General features: G+C 27.5%; 17 protein-coding genes and 1 tRNA gene. 15 read left to right on the forward strand and 3 right to left on the reverse strand.

All coding sequences use genetic code 11. The features are described from left to right. Positions 1-2 precede the first annotated feature (2 nt). From secG to DT059_RS05955, 7 genes are read left to right on the forward strand one after another with little or no spacing between them, the layout of a single operon-like run. On the forward strand, positions 3-302 hold the full coding sequence (gene secG, locus DT059_RS05925; RefSeq protein ID WP_023853885.1) for a preprotein translocase subunit SecG: 300 nt from the start codon (positions 3-5) through the stop codon (positions 300-302). Positions 303-346: 44 nt separating this feature from the next. Then, positions 347-1,963 carry a CTP synthase gene (locus tag DT059_RS05930; protein WP_145597571.1) on the forward strand — a complete coding sequence of 539 codons (1,617 nt, stop codon included), beginning with the start codon at positions 347-349 and terminating at the stop codon, positions 1,961-1,963. Continuing rightward, positions 1,960-2,784 carry a 3-deoxy-8-phosphooctulonate synthase gene (gene kdsA, locus DT059_RS05935; RefSeq protein ID WP_145597573.1) on the forward strand — a complete coding sequence of 275 codons (825 nt, stop codon included), beginning with the start codon at positions 1,960-1,962 and terminating at the stop codon, positions 2,782-2,784. The genes DT059_RS05930 and kdsA overlap by 4 nt, the downstream gene beginning before the upstream one ends. Further along, a complete protein-coding gene (gene eno / locus DT059_RS05940) occupies positions 2,784-4,040 on the forward strand; it encodes a phosphopyruvate hydratase (RefSeq protein WP_145597575.1) in 1,257 nt (418 codons plus the stop codon). The genes kdsA and eno overlap by 1 nt, the downstream gene beginning before the upstream one ends. Further along, positions 4,040-4,342 carry an FtsB family cell division protein gene (locus DT059_RS05945; protein ID WP_145597578.1) on the forward strand — a complete coding sequence of 101 codons (303 nt, stop codon included), beginning with the start codon at positions 4,040-4,042 and terminating at the stop codon, positions 4,340-4,342. Before eno ends, DT059_RS05945 begins: the two co-directional genes overlap by 1 nt. Further along, positions 4,332-5,252 carry a lipoyl synthase gene (gene lipA / locus DT059_RS05950; protein WP_145597580.1) on the forward strand — a complete coding sequence of 307 codons (921 nt, stop codon included), beginning with the start codon at positions 4,332-4,334 and terminating at the stop codon, positions 5,250-5,252. The genes DT059_RS05945 and lipA overlap by 11 nt, the downstream gene beginning before the upstream one ends. After that, positions 5,252-5,707 (forward strand): type II toxin-antitoxin system RatA family toxin, encoded by a 456-nt coding sequence (locus DT059_RS05955; protein ID WP_145597582.1) that lies wholly within the window; start codon positions 5,252-5,254, stop codon positions 5,705-5,707. Before lipA ends, DT059_RS05955 begins: the two co-directional genes overlap by 1 nt. On the opposite strand, the gene DT059_RS05960 is transcribed toward DT059_RS05955, so the two are convergent. Genes DT059_RS05960 through ispF form a run of 3 tightly spaced genes read right to left on the reverse strand, consistent with a single transcriptional unit; the run spans position 5,700 to position 7,752 of the window. Beyond that, the gene (locus DT059_RS05960) at positions 5,700-6,164 is read right to left on the reverse strand and encodes a CinA family protein (protein ID WP_240704593.1); all 465 of its coding nucleotides are present in this window, start codon (positions 6,162-6,164) and stop codon (positions 5,700-5,702) included. The two genes, DT059_RS05955 and DT059_RS05960, sit on opposite strands and share 8 nt — an antisense overlap. Next, positions 6,164-6,655, reverse strand: a complete 492-nt coding sequence (locus tag DT059_RS05965) for a phosphatidylglycerophosphatase A family protein (RefSeq protein ID WP_145597586.1) — start codon at positions 6,653-6,655, stop codon at positions 6,164-6,166. The genes DT059_RS05960 and DT059_RS05965 overlap by 1 nt, the downstream gene beginning before the upstream one ends. After that, positions 6,652-7,752, reverse strand: a complete 1,101-nt coding sequence (gene ispF / locus DT059_RS05970) for a 2-C-methyl-D-erythritol 2,4-cyclodiphosphate synthase (RefSeq protein ID WP_145597588.1) — start codon at positions 7,750-7,752, stop codon at positions 6,652-6,654. The genes DT059_RS05965 and ispF overlap by 4 nt, the downstream gene beginning before the upstream one ends. Positions 7,753-7,776: 24 nt before the next feature. Between ispF and DT059_RS05975 the strand changes: the two genes are divergently transcribed. The 8 genes from DT059_RS05975 (at position 7,777) to DT059_RS06010 (ending at position 17,700) form a co-directional block, all read left to right on the forward strand. After that, positions 7,777-9,558: a sensor histidine kinase NtrY-like gene (locus DT059_RS05975; RefSeq protein ID WP_145597590.1), complete on the forward strand. Its 1,782-nt coding sequence runs from the start codon at positions 7,777-7,779 to the stop codon at positions 9,556-9,558. 2 nt (positions 9,559-9,560) lie between these two features. Beyond that, the gene (locus DT059_RS05980) at positions 9,561-10,916 is read left to right on the forward strand and encodes a sigma-54-dependent transcriptional regulator (RefSeq protein ID WP_145597592.1); all 1,356 of its coding nucleotides are present in this window, start codon (positions 9,561-9,563) and stop codon (positions 10,914-10,916) included. Next, a complete protein-coding gene (gene trkA, locus DT059_RS05985; protein WP_145597593.1) occupies positions 10,917-12,308 on the forward strand; it encodes a Trk system potassium transporter TrkA in 1,392 nt (463 codons plus the stop codon). Positions 12,309-12,405: 97 nt separating this feature from the next. Beyond that, entirely contained in the window at positions 12,406-13,719 is a 1,314-nt protein-coding gene (locus DT059_RS05990; protein ID WP_240704594.1) for a TrkH family potassium uptake protein, read from the forward strand. 28 nt (positions 13,720-13,747) lie between these two features. Continuing rightward, a tRNA-Arg gene (locus DT059_RS05995) sits at positions 13,748-13,824 on the forward strand. Positions 13,825-14,001: 177 nt separating this feature from the next. Next, positions 14,002-15,042: an amino acid ABC transporter substrate-binding protein gene (locus tag DT059_RS06000; protein ID WP_023853870.1), complete on the forward strand. Its 1,041-nt coding sequence runs from the start codon at positions 14,002-14,004 to the stop codon at positions 15,040-15,042. Between the two features lie 69 nt (positions 15,043-15,111). Beyond that, complete coding sequence (locus DT059_RS06005; protein WP_145598060.1) at positions 15,112-16,257, forward strand: ABC transporter permease subunit; 1,146 nt, start codon at positions 15,112-15,114, stop codon at positions 16,255-16,257. Beyond that, on the forward strand, positions 16,258-17,700 hold the full coding sequence (locus tag DT059_RS06010) for an amino acid ABC transporter permease (RefSeq protein ID WP_145597596.1): 1,443 nt from the start codon (positions 16,258-16,260) through the stop codon (positions 17,698-17,700). The last annotated feature ends 1 nt before the right edge of the window (position 17,701 follow it).

A 17,701-nucleotide genomic window follows, 5' to 3' on the forward strand; every position in this document is an offset into this window, starting at 1 on the left:
ACATGGAAACTTTATTATTAGTAATCAACATCATACTTGCAGTTATTTTAGTTCTTTTGGTTTTATTGCAAAAATCAGAGGGAGGTGCTCTTGGTATTGGAGTTTCCCAAGAAAATTTTATGTTATCTAGATCAGCAGGCAGCTTCATGACAAAAGCCACTGCAATTGTAGCAACACTTTTTATTATTTGTAGTCTGGCTCTAACAATAATTTCTAGAGCAGAACTTACTCCTACGGGGTCAGTATTGGATACAGTTGAGGAAAAAACTGAAGACACGCCTTCAATTCCGGAAAACAATTAATTAATCCTTTTCAATTCATTTTTTATTCGCTATAAGATACTTCCATGGCGCGATATATATTTGTCACTGGCGGCGTGGTTTCCTCCCTTGGTAAAGGTCTATCTTCTGCATCCCTTGCTTATTTATTACAATCAAGAGGTTACAAAGTTCGTTTAAGAAAATTAGACCCATATCTAAATGTCGATCCAGGAACAATGAGTCCATTTCAACATGGTGAAGTTTTTGTAACAGACGATGGTGCTGAAACAGATTTAGATCTAGGGCACTATGAAAGATTTTCTGGCGTTACTGCAAAGAAAACCGATAACATCACAACTGGAAAAATTTATAGCGATGTTCTTAAAAAAGAAAGAAAAGGTCAGTATTTAGGTAAAACTGTTCAAGTAATTCCTCATATCACAGATAGAATTAAAGAATTTATAAAACACGATACATCTAAAGAAGATTTTGTAATTTGTGAAATAGGAGGAATAGTAGGTGATATAGAAAGTTTACCGTTTGTAGAAGCGATAAGACAATTTTCCAATGATATTGGTAAAAAAAATGCATTATTTATTCATTTAACTTTAGTTCCTTATTTAAAAGCATCGGATGAAATAAAAACAAAACCAACACAACACTCAGTTAAAGAATTAAGAAGCATTGGTATTCAACCTGATATTATTATTTGTAGATCAGAAAGACCTATACCTTTAGACCATAGAAAAAAAATATCTTTGTTTTGTAATGTTGATATTAAAAATGTAATTGAAACTGTTGATGTTAAAACTATTTATGAGGCTCCGATTAGTTTTTTCAATCAAAAATTAGATATTCAAGTTTTAAATTATTTTAAATTAAAAACAAAAAAACCTGCAAATTTGAATCCTTGGAAAAAAATAACTAAAATTACTCTTAATACTAAAAGACATGTTAACATTGCAATTATTGGAAAATATGTTGAATTAAAAGATGCTTATAAATCTTTAGATGAAGCACTTACTCATGGAGGAATATCCAATAATCTTAAAGTTAATTTGGTTAGAATAGATTCTGAAAAATTAAAAGTTTCAGAAATAAAAAATAAACTTAAAAATGTTTCAGGAATTCTAATTCCAGGTGGGTTTGGTAAAAGGGGAACTGAGGGTAAAATTGAGGCGATAAGATATGCAAGAATAAATAAAATTCCATTCCTTGGAATTTGTTATGGAATGCAAATGGCAATAATTGAATTTGCTAGAAATCAATTAAAGATTAAAAAAGCAACTTCTTCTGAGTTTGATAAAGGCGGTGTCCATATTATTGGCTTGATGCATGAATGGGAAAAAAGTGGAAGAAAAGTTAAAGGAACAGATAAAGACTTAGGAGGCACCATGAGACTTGGTTCTTATGATGCAATTTTAAAAGATAAATCTAAAATTAGAGATATTTATAAATCTAGATTAATCAAAGAGAGACATAGACATAGATATGAAGTGGATATTTCATATAAAGAAAAATTTGAGAAGAAAGGATTAATATTTTCAGGTTTATCTCCAGATCATAAGCTTCCAGAGATAGTAGAACTTAAAAATCATCCTTGGTTTATAGGAGTTCAGTTCCATCCTGAATTTAAATCTAGACCTTTGAACCCACATCCTTTATTCTCTTCTTTTATCAAAGCAGCAAAAAATCATAGATGAGTGCGATTAGAGTAAATTGTGAAAATATAGAAATTTCAAACAATAATAAGATTTGTATTATTGCAGGTCCATGTCAGTTAGAGACAGAACAGCATGCAATGGATATGGCTGGAAAAATTAAGGAAATTACTTCAAAATTTGGCCTTGGATTTATTTACAAAACCTCATTTGATAAAGCGAACAGAACTAGTTTAAAAGGCAAAAGGGGAGCAGGGTTAGATGCATCACTTCCTGTATTTGATAAAATTAAAAAGGAATTGAATGTCCCTATTTTAACAGACATTCATAATGCCGAACAATGTGAAATTGTTTCAAAACATGTTGATGTTTTACAAATCCCAGCTTTTCTATGTCGACAAACAGACTTATTAATTGCTGCGGCTAAAACAAATAAAATTATTAATGTAAAAAAAGGTCAGTTCCTAGCACCTTGGGATATGGTGAATGTAACTAAAAAAATTTCAGACTCAGGAAATAAAAATATCCTAGTCACAGAAAGAGGTGCAAGTTTTGGATACAACACTTTAGTCTCAGACATGAGATCATTACCTATAATGGCAAAGAATGGTTATCCAGTAATTTTCGATGCAACTCATTCTGTTCAACAACCAGGTGGCCAAGGTGAATCCTCTGGTGGTCAAAGAGAATTTGTTGAATATTTAGCAAGAGCTGCAGTTGCGGTTGGAGTTGCAGGTGTATTTATTGAAACACATCAAGATCCTGATAATGCTCCATCAGACGGACCAAACATGGTACCATTGAATAAATTAGAGAATCTATTAAAACAATTACACGATATAGATAATCTAATTAAAAAATAGTGAGTAAAATTTTAAAAGTAAAAGCACGTCAAGTTTTTGATAGTAGAGGAAATCCAACAGTAGAGGCAGAGGTTTATATTAAAAATAATAGCGCATCCGCTATTTGTCCCTCAGGTGCTTCCACAGGAACTTTTGAAGCCTTTGAAAAAAGAGATAAAAATAATAAACGGTATTTAGGAAAAAGTGTTTTAAGTGCAGTTAACCTGGTTAACACAAAGATTTCAAAAAAATTAAAAGGACAAAGTATCCATAATCAAGAAAGAATTGATGCTTTGTTAATTAATTTAGATGGTACAAGACAAAAAACTAACTTAGGAGCTAATGCAATGTTAGCAGTTTCAATGGCTGTTAAAAAGCTGTCTGCAAAAGCAAAAAAATTACCCTTGTATAAAACTTTTTCTCAAAAAAATAACTTTCAATTACCTTATCCATTAATGAATATTATTAATGGTGGAGCGCATGCAAATAATGGTCTTAGAATTCAAGAGTTTATGATCAGACCGGATCGAGCAAAAAGTTTTTCTGAGGCAATGCGCATTTGTTTTGTTGTTATTAAAAACTTAAGTAAATTAATTAAAGACAAAGGTTTATCAACTTCAGTAGGTGATGAAGGTGGTTTTGCGCCCATGATCAGTAGTAATAATCAAGCTTTAGATTTAATTGTGAGTGCAATTAAAAAATCAGGATTTATTAATGGTAAAGATGTTTCTATTTGTCTAGATGTGGCTGCTAATGAATTATATAAAAAGAAAAAATATTCTATTCATTCCAAAAGTTATATTTCAGTAGATAAATCCATCAAAGAATATCAAAAAATTATAAAAAAATATAAAATTAAGTCTATTGAAGATCCATTTGCTGAAAATGATTGGTTGGCATGGAATAAATTAATGAAATCAATAAAAAAAGTTCAGATCGTTGGAGATGATTTGTATGTAACAAATCTTGAAAGATTAAAGAAAGGTTTCTTAAATATTTCCTCTAATTCTATCTTAATAAAACTAAATCAAATTGGTACCGTTTCAGAAACCTTAGATGTAATTAAATTTGCTCAAACCATCGGATATAAAACAATTATATCTCACCGATCAGGTGATAGTGAGGATACGTTTATTGCTGATTTAGCAGTAGGCACTAATTCAAATCAGATTAAAACTGGATCCTTAGCTAGATCAGAAAGGGTTGCAAAATATAATCAATTAATCCGTATTGAAGAAGAACTTGGAAAAAAAGCGAGGATGAATAAGATCAATTAATGCTTCGATTAATAAAAAGAAATTATTTTTTATTAATATCTGTTTTTCTTATTTTTTATTTTGGTTTTAATTTAGTGTCTGGAGAAAGAGGCCTTTTTTCATATATAGAAAAGAAGGAACTTTTGTCTAACTTGAAAAAAGAAGAATTAACCCTAACTAATAAAATAGAAGATATGGATCATAAAAATTCACTTCTAAGTACTAATTTGGATCTTGATTATATTGAGACTTTAATTAGAGAACGATTTTTATTTGGTAAAAAAAATGAGACAATTTATATAATTAAAAAAGATGAAAAGTAGACATCCAGAAAAAGAAAACAAACCAGTTAATCCAATTAAAAAAAAACCTGAATGGATTAGATCTAAACTTACAAATAGTAAGGAATTCTTTTTAACCAAAACAATAGTAAATAATAATAATCTTGTAACTGTTTGTCAGGAAGCAAACTGCCCAAATATAACTGAGTGTTGGAGTAAGCGACATGCAACTTTTATGATTATGGGTGATACCTGTACAAGAGCTTGTGCTTTTTGTGATGTTAAAACTGGTGTACCAGGAAAATTAGATCAACTTGAACCTTTTAAAATTGCAGAAGCTGTAAAAAAATTAAATTTAAAACATGTTGTGATTACTTCAGTGGATAGAGATGATTTAGATGATGGTGGATCAGAACATTTCTTTGAAGTTATTAATCAAACTAGAAAATCAAATCCAAATACCACTATTGAAGTTCTTACACCTGATTTTTTAAGAAAAGGAGATGCATATAAAAAAGTTTTAGATGCTAAACCTGATGTTTTTAATCATAATATTGAAACTGTCCCTAGTCTTTATTTAAAAGTAAGACCAGGTTCAAGATATTTTGCATCTTTGGAACTTTTGAAAAATGCAAAAAAAGTTAATAAAAATATTTTTACTAAATCTGGAGTAATGGTTGGCTTAGGTGAGACAAGAGATGAAATTTTACAAGTCATGGATGATTTAAGAGCTGCAGATGTTGATTTCATAACGATTGGTCAATATTTGCAACCTTCAACTAAACATTATCCATTAGACCGATATTATGCACCAAAAGAATTTGAAGATTTAGGAACAATTGCAAAAGCTAAAGGATTTTTGTTAGTATCTTCATCCCCTTTAACTAGATCTTCATATCATGCGGATGAAGATTTTGAGAAACTTCAACAAAATAGATTAAAAAATAATTAATGCCAAAAGCATCAGTTAAGCGATTAATTGATAACAGAAAAGATAAACTAATTGAGTTTGTTTTAGATATTGAAAAATACCCAGAATTTATTCCTTTCTGCGATAATTCAAAAGTTTATGAGAGAACTGATAAAGGTGATACAATAAATATTGTTGCAGATCTTACAATAGGTAAGGGACCGTTTAAGGACACATTTAAAAGTGACGTTAAATTAAATAAAAAAAATGATCATATTCATGTTGTGAATTTAGGTGGACCATTAAATCACTTAGAAAATAATTGGAAATTTATTGAGATAGGAAATGATACTGACGGTTACAAGACAGAAGTTCTATTTGACATTGATTTTGAAATTGAAAATAAATTTTTAAATATTTTAATGACTAAATCTTTTCAATTTGGTTTGGAAAAGATAGCAGATGCGTTTCAAAAAAGAGCTGAAAGTATTAAATAATTTTACTGATTATCTTAATCACATTACGAACCGTTGATTTTTGAATCGAATTACGGTTTTGAGATTTAAATTTATTTTCTTTAATAAGCAAAGTTTTACCTTTTTTGATGCCAATATAAACAAGACCAACCGGTTTTTCTTTTGATCCACCTCCTGGTCCAGCAATTCCTGTTATGGAAACATTGATTTTACTCTTTGAAATTTTAGATAAATTCTGAACCATTGCCTTACAACACTCATGACTTACCGCACCATATTTTTTAATAATATTTTTATTAACCTTTAATATCTTTATTTTAGCTTGATTAGAGTAAGTGGTTAGACCCATTTGAAAGTATCTTGATGAATTGGCTAATTTAGTTAAATTATTAGACATTAATCCACCTGTACAAGATTCAGCTATAGATATAGTTAATTTTTTTTTTATTAATTTTTTATGAAGTAATTGAATACTCATTAGAATTTTAAGCTCATAAAATATATTAATATCATAGAATATAACCCTGCCATTATATCATCCATAATTATTCCAAAATAGTTCTTATGGTTTTTATCAAAATAGCTTACTGGAAAAGGTTTTAGGATGTCAAAAAATCTAAAAAAAACAAAAGATAAAATGTAATAAATTTCAATTGAAATACTTATTTGATTAGTTTGATTTAAATATAATAGTAAAATTAAAGGCATTGATTGCCCTAAAACTTCATCAATTACTATTTGCCGTGGATCTTTATTTTTAAATTCAGACTCAGAGTCTTTTACAGCATAAAATGAATAAAAGAATAAAAGTATAAAAAAAATAATTGAAAATTTAAGATCTGTGTAACCTAAAATTTCGTAAGCAATATAAATAAAAACAGTTGTTACAGCAGAGGTTACCGTGCCAGGAATTTTGGTTAAATACCCATAACCAAAAAAAGTAGATAACAGAACATTTATTTTTTTCATTGTGTAATTGAGCAAATTACTTCGCAAGCTATTGCTTTTTCCTTTCCAATTAATCCAAGTTTTTCTACTGTTTTACCTTTTAGGTTAATTAATTCTTTATCAATATTTAATAAATTAGATAGAGATTTGATTATTTTATCACGATACTTTGAAACTTTTGGTTGTTCACATATTAAATTTATATCTAAATTATTAATATAAAAGTCATTATTATTTAATATTTCGATAATAGGTTTGAGCATTTTAGGGGATCTAATATTTTTATATTTTTTTTGATTATCCGGAAAAAAAGTACCAATATCTTTTTTTCTCATAGCTCCAAGAAGAGAGTCTATTATTGAATGAATAATTACATCTCCATCAGAATGTCCTTTAAGTCCTGAGTGATAAGGGATTTTTATTCCACCTAAAAAAAGTTTTTTGCCTTTTATTAATCTATGAATGTCAAAACCAATACCAAAATAAATTTTATTAGTTTCAATATCTTCTTTAAATGTAATTTTATTATTTAAATTTTCTCCTTTAATAAACTTAATTCTAAGATTGTTTTCAATAAATAATGTTGCTTCATCAGTAATTTTATTTTTTTGTTTATTTGAAAGACTATATAAATCTTTAAATTTAAAAGCTTGAGGGGTTTGAGTTAAAATTGAATTATTTCGATTTAAGTTAAACAGTTGTTTTTTTACTTTGTATTTAATGGAGTCTTTTGAATATATGTAAGGTATTACTGCTTTATTGTTTTTAAGTGATTTAATTAGATTTTTTAAAAGCTTGATAGTGAAGTTTGGTCTGGCAGCATCGTGAATTAGAACATTATTAGGTTTAAATTTTTTTATATATTTTAAAGCTATTAAAGAAGAATCAGATCTTTCTTTACCACCTTTAATGATTGATACATTTTTAGGAAATTTTTCTTTAATACTTTTTTTATTAGTTACTACCAATACAATTTTTTTAAATAGCTTTGATTTCATTGCTTTTTCTAAAGAATGTTTAAAAAGAGCCTTGTTTTTATAAATATTGAATTGCTTTGGTTTATTTGAATTAAATCTTTTGCTTTGTCCTGATGCTAGTATTATAAAATAATTATTCATTTATATGGTAGTTTTTATATTCAAATGTACGAATTTATTAAAAAAAATATATATCTAATAATATTATTTATTATCACATTATCGATAGGTTTTTTAACCTTTTTAACTTTTATTGATAAAGGATTTATTGAATTATCAGATCAAAATTTACAAATATTATTAGTTCTAAATATTTTTCTTTTAATTGCACTTTTTGTTTTTATTTTTATTGAGATTAAGAGCGCAATTAAAAATGATATCGATAAAGATGGTTTAAAATCAAATAAAAAATATATTACATATTTTGGTTTATTTACTTTAATTCCATCAGTTTTAATTTCAATATTTTCACTCTTTTTATTTTCATTTGCTTTAGAGAAGTATTTTGACAAAAAAGTTACTACAGTTGTTAATAATTCTTATGAGTTAGCAAGAAATTATGTTGAGGAAATTAGAAATAAAATTCAATCAGATATAGTTTTAATTGCCTTTGATACAAATAAAAGTAAAAAATTTCTTAATGATAATCAAAATGAATATAGGAGATTTTTAAATACACAAAAATTGATAAGAGATGTTGATGAGGTGCATATTATAGATATTAATAAAAAACTTTTATTTTCAACTTTAAATGATGATCAACCATATGTTCCTCCAGTAGATAGAGCTTTAAACTTAGTTTTGGATGATGATCGTCCTTTAAAGATTATTAATGCACCTGAAAATATTTCTGCTGCAATAATGAGACTACAAAATTTCGAAGATAGATTTCTATATGTTGTTAAATATTTAGATAAAGATATTTCAAAATATTTAACAGAGTCTGAAGAAGCCATTAATTTTTATTATACAGTTGAGGAAAAAAGCACTGGTATTAAAATCTCTTTTGCAATTATTTATATTATAGTTGTTAGTGTTTTATTATTTGTCTCTATATCTATTGCGATCAGATTTTCATCTAGATTTTTTAGGTCTATCAATAATTTAATTCTTGCATCAACATCTATCGGGCAAGGAAATTTTAATGCAAAAGTCCCTGAAGTCAAAACAGATAAAGATTTAGAAACATTGAATAAAAATTTCAATTTGATGATAGATAGGCTGAAAAGCCAACAAGAGAAGTTAATAATCAATGAAAGACATGAGGCTTGGGAAAGTTTAGCTAGAAAACTTGCTCATGAAATTAAAAATCCACTTACACCAATTCAATTAACTATAGATAGATTAAAAAATAAATATTCAAAACAATTAAACGAAAATGAAACTGAAAATTTTAAAGATAATTTAAAAGTTATAAATAACCAAATAAAACAAATTGAAAAATTAGTTAATGAATTTTCTGACTTTGCTAGAATGCCAAAACCAATATTTAAAGAAAATAACTTAGTAGACATTATTCAGGAAAATATAAATTTGCTCAAAGAATTAGACAATTCTATTGATATTAATTTTAAAAAAGATTTAAATAAAATTACGTTAGAGAGTGATAAAGAACAAATAAGCAGAGTATTTTTAAATTTGATTAAAAATTCTATAGAAAGTATCAATCAAAAAGCTCAAAACAACAACAATTTCAGCAAAAAAATTGCTATTGAACTTACAGAAGATGATAGCCACATAAAAGTAACTTTAGAAGACAATGGTGTTGGTTTTAGTGAATTAAAAAAAAATATTAAAGATATACTTAATCCATATTTCACAACTAAGAAAAATGGAACAGGTTTAGGATTATCAATAGTTAATAAAATAATTAATGACCACAATGGAAAAATAGACTTTATACCAATTCAAAATGGTGCAAAAATAAATATTACATTTTTAAAATAATAATGAGTGAAGAAATTTTAATTGTAGACGATAACGCTGATATCAGAAATATAATTAATGAATTAATTATAGATGCTGGTTATAAAACCAGATTAGCTGCAAATTATAATCAAGCACTTGCAGAAATAGATAAAAAATTACCTGATGTTGCAATTCTTGATGTTAAATTAGATAAGGGAGATAACGATGGTATTGAGCTTCTATCACATATTAAATCTAAAAATAAAGATACTCCTGTCATAATTATTTCTGGTCATGCGAACATTGAAATGGCTGTCAAATCATTGCAGCATGGAGCATTTGAGTTTATAGAAAAACCATTTGATCAAGAAAGATTACTTAACTTTGTTAAAAGAGCAGTTGAAAACTTTAATTTAAAAAAACAAAATAAAGAATATGAAAGTAAATTATTTTCATCTTATGAGTTAATAGGAAATAGCAAAAATACAATAAATATAATTGATCAAATTAAAAAAATTTCAGTTACTGAAAGTAGAGTTTTTATAAGTGGTCCTTCAGGTTCAGGAAAAGAATTAATTGCTAGAAAAATCCACAAAGCATCTGCTAGAAGCAAAAATCCATTTATTGTCCTAAATGGTGCTTTACTAGATTTCAATAAGTATGAATTAGAATTATTTGGGGAAGAAAAAGAAAATGGCTCTATCTCATACGGTGCGCTTGAAAAAGCTAATAAAGGAACACTTTTAATCGATCAAGTTTCAGAAATACCATTAGACATACAGTCTAAAATACTAAGAGTTTTGACTGATCAAAAATTTAAGAGAGTTAATGGAATTAATGACGTTAGTGTGGATGTAAGATTAATTTGTTCATCAAGTAAAGATTTAAAAAAAGAAATAGAAATTGGAAATTTTAGAGAAGATTTATTTCATAGAATAAATGTTTTTGAGATAAATATTGAACCTTTAAATCAAAGAATTTCAGATATTCCTTTATTAATCAAATATTTTTCCAAAAAAATATCTGAAAATTACAAAATTAGAGAATTAGACATAGATGAAAATAATAGTTATGTTCTCAATCATAATTGGCACGGTAACGTAAGAGAGTTAAGAAATTTAATAGAGAGAATTGCAATATTACAACCAGACTCAAAAGATAAAATTTCAAATATTATCAAGGAATCTTTAAAAAATTCAAATTTTGATGATCAATTGGCTGAAAATAGCCTTTCTGTGCCATTAAAAGAAGCTAGAGAAAAATTCGAAAAAGAGTATTTAACTATTCAACTAAAAAAATTTAATGGAAATATTTCTAAGACAGCTAACTTTGTTGGAATGGAAAGAAGTGCATTACATAGAAAATTAAAAGGTTTGGGCATCAAAGAATTTAATTAAATGAATATAATCATTTGTGGAGCTGGAAGAGTAGGGTTTACTATAGCTAAACAGCTAAGTGAGCAAGGTCATTCTATAACTGTTATTGACCCTTCTAGTGAAGATATTCAAAAAATTGATGATGCTTTGGACGTTAAAGCTATAGTAGGAAAGGGTACCTATCCTTCAATATTAGAAAAAGCCAACGCAGCAGAGACTGACATGATTATAGCAGTCACTAGAAACGATGAAATTAACATGCTTATTTGCCAAATAGCTTTTTCAATTTTTAAAATTCCAAAAAAAATAGCTAGAATAAGATCTCAAGATTATCTAAATCCAAAATTTACCAGAGTTTATAACAAAGAAAATTTACCAATAGATGTAATTATTTCACCTGAGATTGAAATTGCTAAATCAATACAAAGAAAACTTGAGGCACCTGGAGCACTTGATAGTGTTCCATTTGCTGATAATAAAATTAGATTATTAGAAATTTTAATTAATGAAAATTGTAAATTAATTAATATCAAACTTAATGATTTAACTAAAAAACATCCTAATTTAGATGCAAATATTATTGGAATAATAAGAGATGAAAAATTTTTAATTCCAAAGAAAAATGACGATGTTAAAAAAAATGATAAAATTTACGTAATAATCAATTCTTCACAAATGTCTGATACTTTAGAAGCTTTTGGACATGAAGAAAAAATATCTAAAAATATCTTAATTGTAGGTGGTGGTAACATAGGTTTTAACTTGGCTAAAAACATTGAAGAAACTTTGGATTCAGCAAGAGTTAAAATTATTGAAAAAAATAAAGAAAGAGCCGAATTTCTTGCTAGTGAGTTAAACAATACTATTGTCATCAATGGTGATGCTTTAGATGAAGAGGTTCTAGTAGAGGCTAATTTACAAGAAGCAGAAACAGTCCTTGCTTTAACAAATGATGATGAAGATAATTTAATGGTAAGTGTTCTTGTTGAAAAATTTGCAAAAGATGAAAAAGATATTGATGACAAAAGAACAATGGCTTTAATTAATAAGCCAAATTATTCTTTGTTACAAAGTTCTTTAAAAATTGATGATCTTATAGATCCTCGAATGAATACTGTCTCTAGTATTTTAAAACATATTCACAAAGGTACAATTGAAACAGCTTATACAATTATGAATGGTGAATATGAGGTAATTGAAGCGGAAATTATAGAAACGTCAGAACTTATTAATAGAGAATTAAAAAATTCTAACTTGCCTGAGGAAATAAGAATAGGTGCTGTATTAAGAGAAAATAAAGTTATTATACCTAGGTCAAATTTTGTTTTTCAAAAAGAGGATAAAGTTGTTTTTTTAGCTAAGAAAGATTCTATTTCAGTTGTGGAAAATATATTTAGAATAAGTTCTATTTAATTTAATGTCATTTTTTAGAGTAAAGTATTTAAGTTTCTTTTTTATATTAATATCTATTTTTTCTTTTATTAATATTATTTATTCTTATTATTTTAATTTGTATCTAAATTTAAATGTATATTATTTTAGCTTAGTTATTTCTGCTATCATTGGAATAATTTTTTATAAAATTAAAACTAATCAAAAAAAACCTACAATATTTGAAAAAATATTAACTGTTTTGTTGGGATATTTTTTAATGCCATTGATTTTGTCAACACCTTTTTATTTAAGTATTTATAATTTATCTTTTTTAAATTCTTTATTTGAAGCTGTTTCAGGATTTACTTCAACAGGTTTTACTGTGTTTGAAAATATAAAACATATCGATCAAGGCTTAATTCTATGGAGATCATCAATACAGTGGATTGGAGGGTTGTATTTTTTATATTCTATAATTTTCTTAATTGATATCTATGATGAAAGTTTAAAAAAATCTTTAACTAATTTTTTATCTTTTAATTCTGCCGAAATTTTAAAACAATCAATTAAAATTCTTTTATTATACTCAGGATTAACTATATCAATTTTTATCATTCTAAACATTCTTGGAATTAGATCGTTTAATTCACTTAATTTAGCAATGACGTTAATTTCCTCAGGCGGATTTCTACCTGAGAATGAACTTTCGTCAATTTTAATAAATGATTTTCAAATAATTATATTTTGCTTTTTAATGTTGATCTCTTTTTTTAGTATTTTTTTTACATACAATTTAATTTTTTTAAGAAATAAAAACTTAAATTTTTTTTATGAAGATATACATTTATTTTTATATTTTGTTGTAGTTGTAAGTATATTTTTTGTTTTCTTTAGTTATGATACTAATTTCACATTTAGTTTTTTATCTTTAGTGAGTAGTATTTCTAATATTGGTATTTCTCTTAATGTTGATCAAGCTAATTTAAACTTTATATATATCTTGCTTGTAATTATTGGTGGATCTTTTTTTTCTACGAGCTCAGGTTTAAGGTTTTTAAAAATATATTCTCTAACAAAATATTCTATCAATCAAATTCTTTCTTTTAGTAGGCCAAAAAATGTATTTATGAATAAACTAGTTTTTTCTAAAATTAATTTTGACACAAAAGATATAAATAAATATTTTTTAACAATTGTAATTTTTGTTATTTCCCTTTTTTCTTTAACCACCTTGTTATCTTTGTCTAATATTCAATTTGAATATTCTTTCAAATTAGCTGTATTAACCTTAATGAATACTGTTAATTCATCTGCCTATGGTATCTCTGACTTCAATTTTCAAAATTTACACTTTTTAACCAAATATTTTCTTATATTTTTTATGATTATCGGAAGGGTTGAACTGTTATCTTTGTTGTTAATTGCTAAAAAATTCCTTTTTAAAAATTAATTTAGTATTATATATATCAATAAATTTTGCGCCCTTAGCTCAGCTGGATAGAGCATCGGTTTTCTAAACCGAGGGTCGTAGGTTCGAATCCTTCAGGGCGCGCCATTTCTTTGATTTTAACGCATTAATCATATATAATTTTGCTTGACTAGAATTTTAGTCAAATCCATTTAATATATTATTTTTTCTTGAACACTATTTTCTTACATGCTTAAATTAAGAATATTCAAAAGTAATTTTGAATTATTTGTTAACAAATAAAAATAACGTAAAGGAAGAATAATGTTTAAATACTTAAAACAATTAACTTCTTTAGTTGCTATGGTTGCAGTGTTGTTTACTTTTACAACAGAAACTATGGCTGCTAAAAAATCTAAAACACTTAAAAACACTCAAAAGAAGGGTTTTGTAAGATGTGGAGTATCTCAAGGTCTTCCAGGATTTTCTAATGCTGATGCTGCAGGAAATTGGACTGGTATCGATGTTGATGTATGTAGAGCGGTAGCTGCTGCAGTACTAGGTGATGCAAACAAAGTTAAGTTTACACCATTAAGTGCTAAAGAAAGATTTACAGCTTTAACTTCTGGTGAGATTGATATCTTATCAAGAAACACAACTTGGACTCTTTCTAGGGATGCTGATATCGGACTTACTTTCGTTGGAGTAAACTTCTACGATGGTCAAGGTTTCATGGTTAGAAAAAGTTCTGGTATTACTTCAACAAGCCAATTCAAAGATGGTATCTCAGCTTGTACAAACATTGGTACAACAACTGAGTTAAACATGAGAGACTTCTTTAACTCTAAAGGTATTTCTTATGAGCCAGTTGCTTTCGAAAAAGCTGATGAAGTCGTAGCTGCTTATGATGCAGGTAGATGTGACACTTACACTACTGATAAATCAGGTTTAGCTGCACAAAGAACTAAAATGTCTAACCCAGATGATCACATTGTATTACCTGAAACTGTTTCTAAAGAGCCTTTAGGGCCAGTTGTAAGACAAGGTGACTCTGTTTGGGAAGATATCGTTAGATGGTCTTTAAATGCTATGATCGAAGCAGAGGAGTATGGAATTACTTCTGCAAATGCAGACTCAATGAAAACTTCAGATAACCCAGCTGTAAAAAGATTAGTTGGTGCTGAAGGTGAATTAGGTGCTGCTTTTGGTCTAGACAATGAGTGGAGCTTAAGAATTATTAAGCAAGTTGGTAACTATGGTGAAAGCTATAAAAGAAATATAGCTGACACAGGAATTTTACCTGACAGAGGTCCAAATGAGTTATGGACTAAAGGTGGAATTCTTTATGTACCACCTGCAAGATAATTGCATATTTAACTAATTAAAAAGGGCTAGATTTTTCTAGCCCTTTTTTTTATAAGCGTTCAAATGGACCTGAAATTACAAAAAATCATTCCTCAATTAATTACCGTTTTAGTTGTAGTATTAGTTTTTGGATTTTTTACATATAATGCACAAATCAATATGGAGAATAGAGGTATTGATTTTGGATATGGGTTTCTTTCTCAAGAATCTTCATTTGATGTACAGTTTTCACTTATTGAATATGATGGATCCCATTCTTATTTCCGAGCATATCTAGTTGGTTTACTTAATACTATTTTAGTCTCTATAATTGGAATTATTTTTGCAACAATTTTAGGTGTAATCGTTGGTGTAGCAAGATTATCTCCAAATTATTTAATAAATCAATTTGCTGCTTTTTATGTAGAATTTTTTAGAAATATCCCATTACTTTTACAAATATTTTTTTGGTATTTTGCTGCCTTAAGGGCTTTACCTCTGCCACAAGATGCAGATGCAATGTTGGGTGTTTTTTTCTTAACTATTAAAGGTTTATATGTCCCAGCATTCATCTGGGAAAATCTTAATGTATTTTTATATTCAATAATCGCAGCAATAATTGCAATAGTTGTAATTAGAATCCATGCAAGAAAAGTACAAGAAACGCAAGGTAAGCAGCTACCAGTTTTTTGGATATCAGTAGGTTTAATTTTTATATTACCTTTGCTAAGCTTTTTAATAGGAGGTGTAAGTTTATCTTTTGAAATACCTCAATTAAAACAATTGGCTACAACATCATTTATTTACGAAGGCGGGTTAAGTTTACCTCCTGAGCTAATCGCTTTAACTTTATCATTAGCTTTATATACAGCAACTTTCATTGCTGAATGTGTTAGAGCAGGAATACAAGGTGTAGGTAAAGGTCAAAAAGAAGCTGCTGCATCTATTGGATTAAATCCTAACCAAGTTTTAAAATTAGTTGTAATGCCCCAAGCATTAAGAATTATTATTCCACCAACAACAAACCAATATTTAAATCTAACAAAAAATTCATCTTTAGCAGCTGCTATTGCCTATCCTGACCTAGTGCTAGTTTTTGCCGGAACAGCATTGATGCAAACTGGTAAAGCAATTGAAATAGTTTCAATAACAATGCTTACATACTTAAGTTTAAGTATTTCAATTTCAATTCTCATGAATTGGTACAACAAAAAAATTGCGATTAAGGAAAAATAAATGTCAAAAATTAATTTTTTAAAACCAGATAAGGAAAATTTAAATACCTTTTTGTATTTAGGTTCATTTTTATTTGTTATTAGTGTTATTGATGTATTTCTTAATTCATTTTTTAGTTTAAATATCACTGGATTTTTACCTTCATCATTAAGCTTTATAATCCCAATTATATTAGGATTTATAGGTTTGCATTTTATAAGAATTGAACAAAGCGGTTATAAGTTTTTAGATCAAGTTAATAAAAATATTAATACAAATAATTTTAATGCAATCTTATCTTTATTAATTATTTTTATAATCATTAAGGCAACACCACCAATTTTAAGTTGGTTTGTAGTTGATGCAAGTTTTGCTGGAGATAGTAAGGACGTGTGTTCAGGCACTGGCGCTTGTTGGACCTATATTAAAGTATGGTTTAGAAGATTTATGTATGGAATGTATCCTAATGCTGAGCAATGGAGAATAAATTTATCTTTCATAGCGTTAGCTCTCTTAGGTTCTGTTGGGTATTTTGCTACGGAAAAATTTAAAAAATATTTAACTCTATATTATGTTGTAATTTATCCATTTATAGCTTTCCTATTTATTTTCTTTTTCATATCAGGTGGTCCAGTATTTTTTGACTTTTCTTATGGAATAATTGCTGCTGTAATTTCAATTATTATTGGTTTCTTTATTCCAGGTAGATTTAAATTTTATTATTTTATTTTTGTTCCAATAACGCTCTATATAGCTCTTAAATATTTTATTTTTTATGAAGAATTAATTGAGTTAGGCAAACTTGATGGATTAAATTGGGTTGAAACAGGAGCTTGGGGAGGATTATCACTTACATTTATAATTTCATTTTTCTGTTTAATTTTCTGTTTTCCTATTGGAATGGCTTTTGCACTAGGTAGAAGATCTGATTTTCCTTTAATAAGATATATATCAATCGGATTTATAGAGTTTTGGAGAGGAGTTCCTTTAATTACAGTGTTGTTCATGTCAGCTGTGATGTTTCCAATGTTTTTACCTGAAGATTTTTTTATTGATAAATTAGTTAGAGCAATCATAGCAATTTCTTTATTTGAAGCTGCATATGTTGCAGAAGTTATTAGAGGTGGTTTACAAGCATTACCACGTGGTCAATATGAGGCTGCAAAATCACTTGGAATGGGATATTGGAAAATGCATATTTTTGTAATTCTTCCACAAGCTTTAAAGTTAGTAATACCTGGAATTGCTAATACATTTTTGGCTTTAGTTAAAGATACTCCTCTAATTTTTGTAGTTGGCTTACTTGAAATAGTAGGAATGTTAAATTTAGCAAAAACTAATCCAGAGTGGTTAGGTTTTGCTATGGAAGGCTATGTATTTGCTGCAATAATTTTCTGGATTATTTGTTATGCAATGAGTAAGTATAGCTATAATCTAGAACAGAAATATAAAACAGAGCGATAAA

The sequence above is a fragment of the Candidatus Pelagibacter sp. FZCC0015 genome, assembly GCF_007833635.1.
Lineage (GTDB): Bacteria > Pseudomonadota > Alphaproteobacteria > Pelagibacterales > Pelagibacteraceae > Pelagibacter.

Bases quoted from the DNA above. Each gene is read 5' to 3' on its own strand.
- DT059_RS06010 (WP_145597596.1), top strand. From the start codon at position 16,258: ATGTCAAAAATTAATTTTTTAAAACCAGATAAGGAAAATTTAAATACC.
- trkA (WP_145597593.1), top strand. From the start codon at position 10,917: ATGAATATAATCATTTGTGGAGCTGGAAGAGTAGGGTTTACTATAGCT.
- secG (WP_023853885.1), top strand. From the start codon at position 3: ATGGAAACTTTATTATTAGTAATCAACATCATACTTGCAGTTATTTTA.
- DT059_RS06000 (WP_023853870.1), top strand. From the start codon at position 14,002: ATGTTTAAATACTTAAAACAATTAACTTCTTTAGTTGCTATGGTTGCA.
- kdsA (WP_145597573.1), top strand. From the start codon at position 1,960: ATGAGTGCGATTAGAGTAAATTGTGAAAATATAGAAATTTCAAACAAT.
- DT059_RS05960 (WP_240704593.1), bottom strand. From the start codon at position 6,164: ATGAGTATTCAATTACTTCATAAAAAATTAATAAAAAAAAAATTAACT.
- DT059_RS05945 (WP_145597578.1), top strand. From the start codon at position 4,040: ATGCTTCGATTAATAAAAAGAAATTATTTTTTATTAATATCTGTTTTT.
- DT059_RS05975 (WP_145597590.1), top strand. From the start codon at position 7,777: ATGTACGAATTTATTAAAAAAAATATATATCTAATAATATTATTTATT.
- ispF (WP_145597588.1), bottom strand. From the start codon at position 7,752: ATGAATAATTATTTTATAATACTAGCATCAGGACAAAGCAAAAGATTT.
- DT059_RS05955 (WP_145597582.1), top strand. From the start codon at position 5,252: ATGCCAAAAGCATCAGTTAAGCGATTAATTGATAACAGAAAAGATAAA.
- DT059_RS05930 (WP_145597571.1), top strand. From the start codon at position 347: ATGGCGCGATATATATTTGTCACTGGCGGCGTGGTTTCCTCCCTTGGT.
- DT059_RS05980 (WP_145597592.1), top strand. From the start codon at position 9,561: ATGAGTGAAGAAATTTTAATTGTAGACGATAACGCTGATATCAGAAAT.
- DT059_RS05965 (WP_145597586.1), bottom strand. From the start codon at position 6,655: ATGAAAAAAATAAATGTTCTGTTATCTACTTTTTTTGGTTATGGGTAT.
- lipA (WP_145597580.1), top strand. From the start codon at position 4,332: ATGAAAAGTAGACATCCAGAAAAAGAAAACAAACCAGTTAATCCAATT.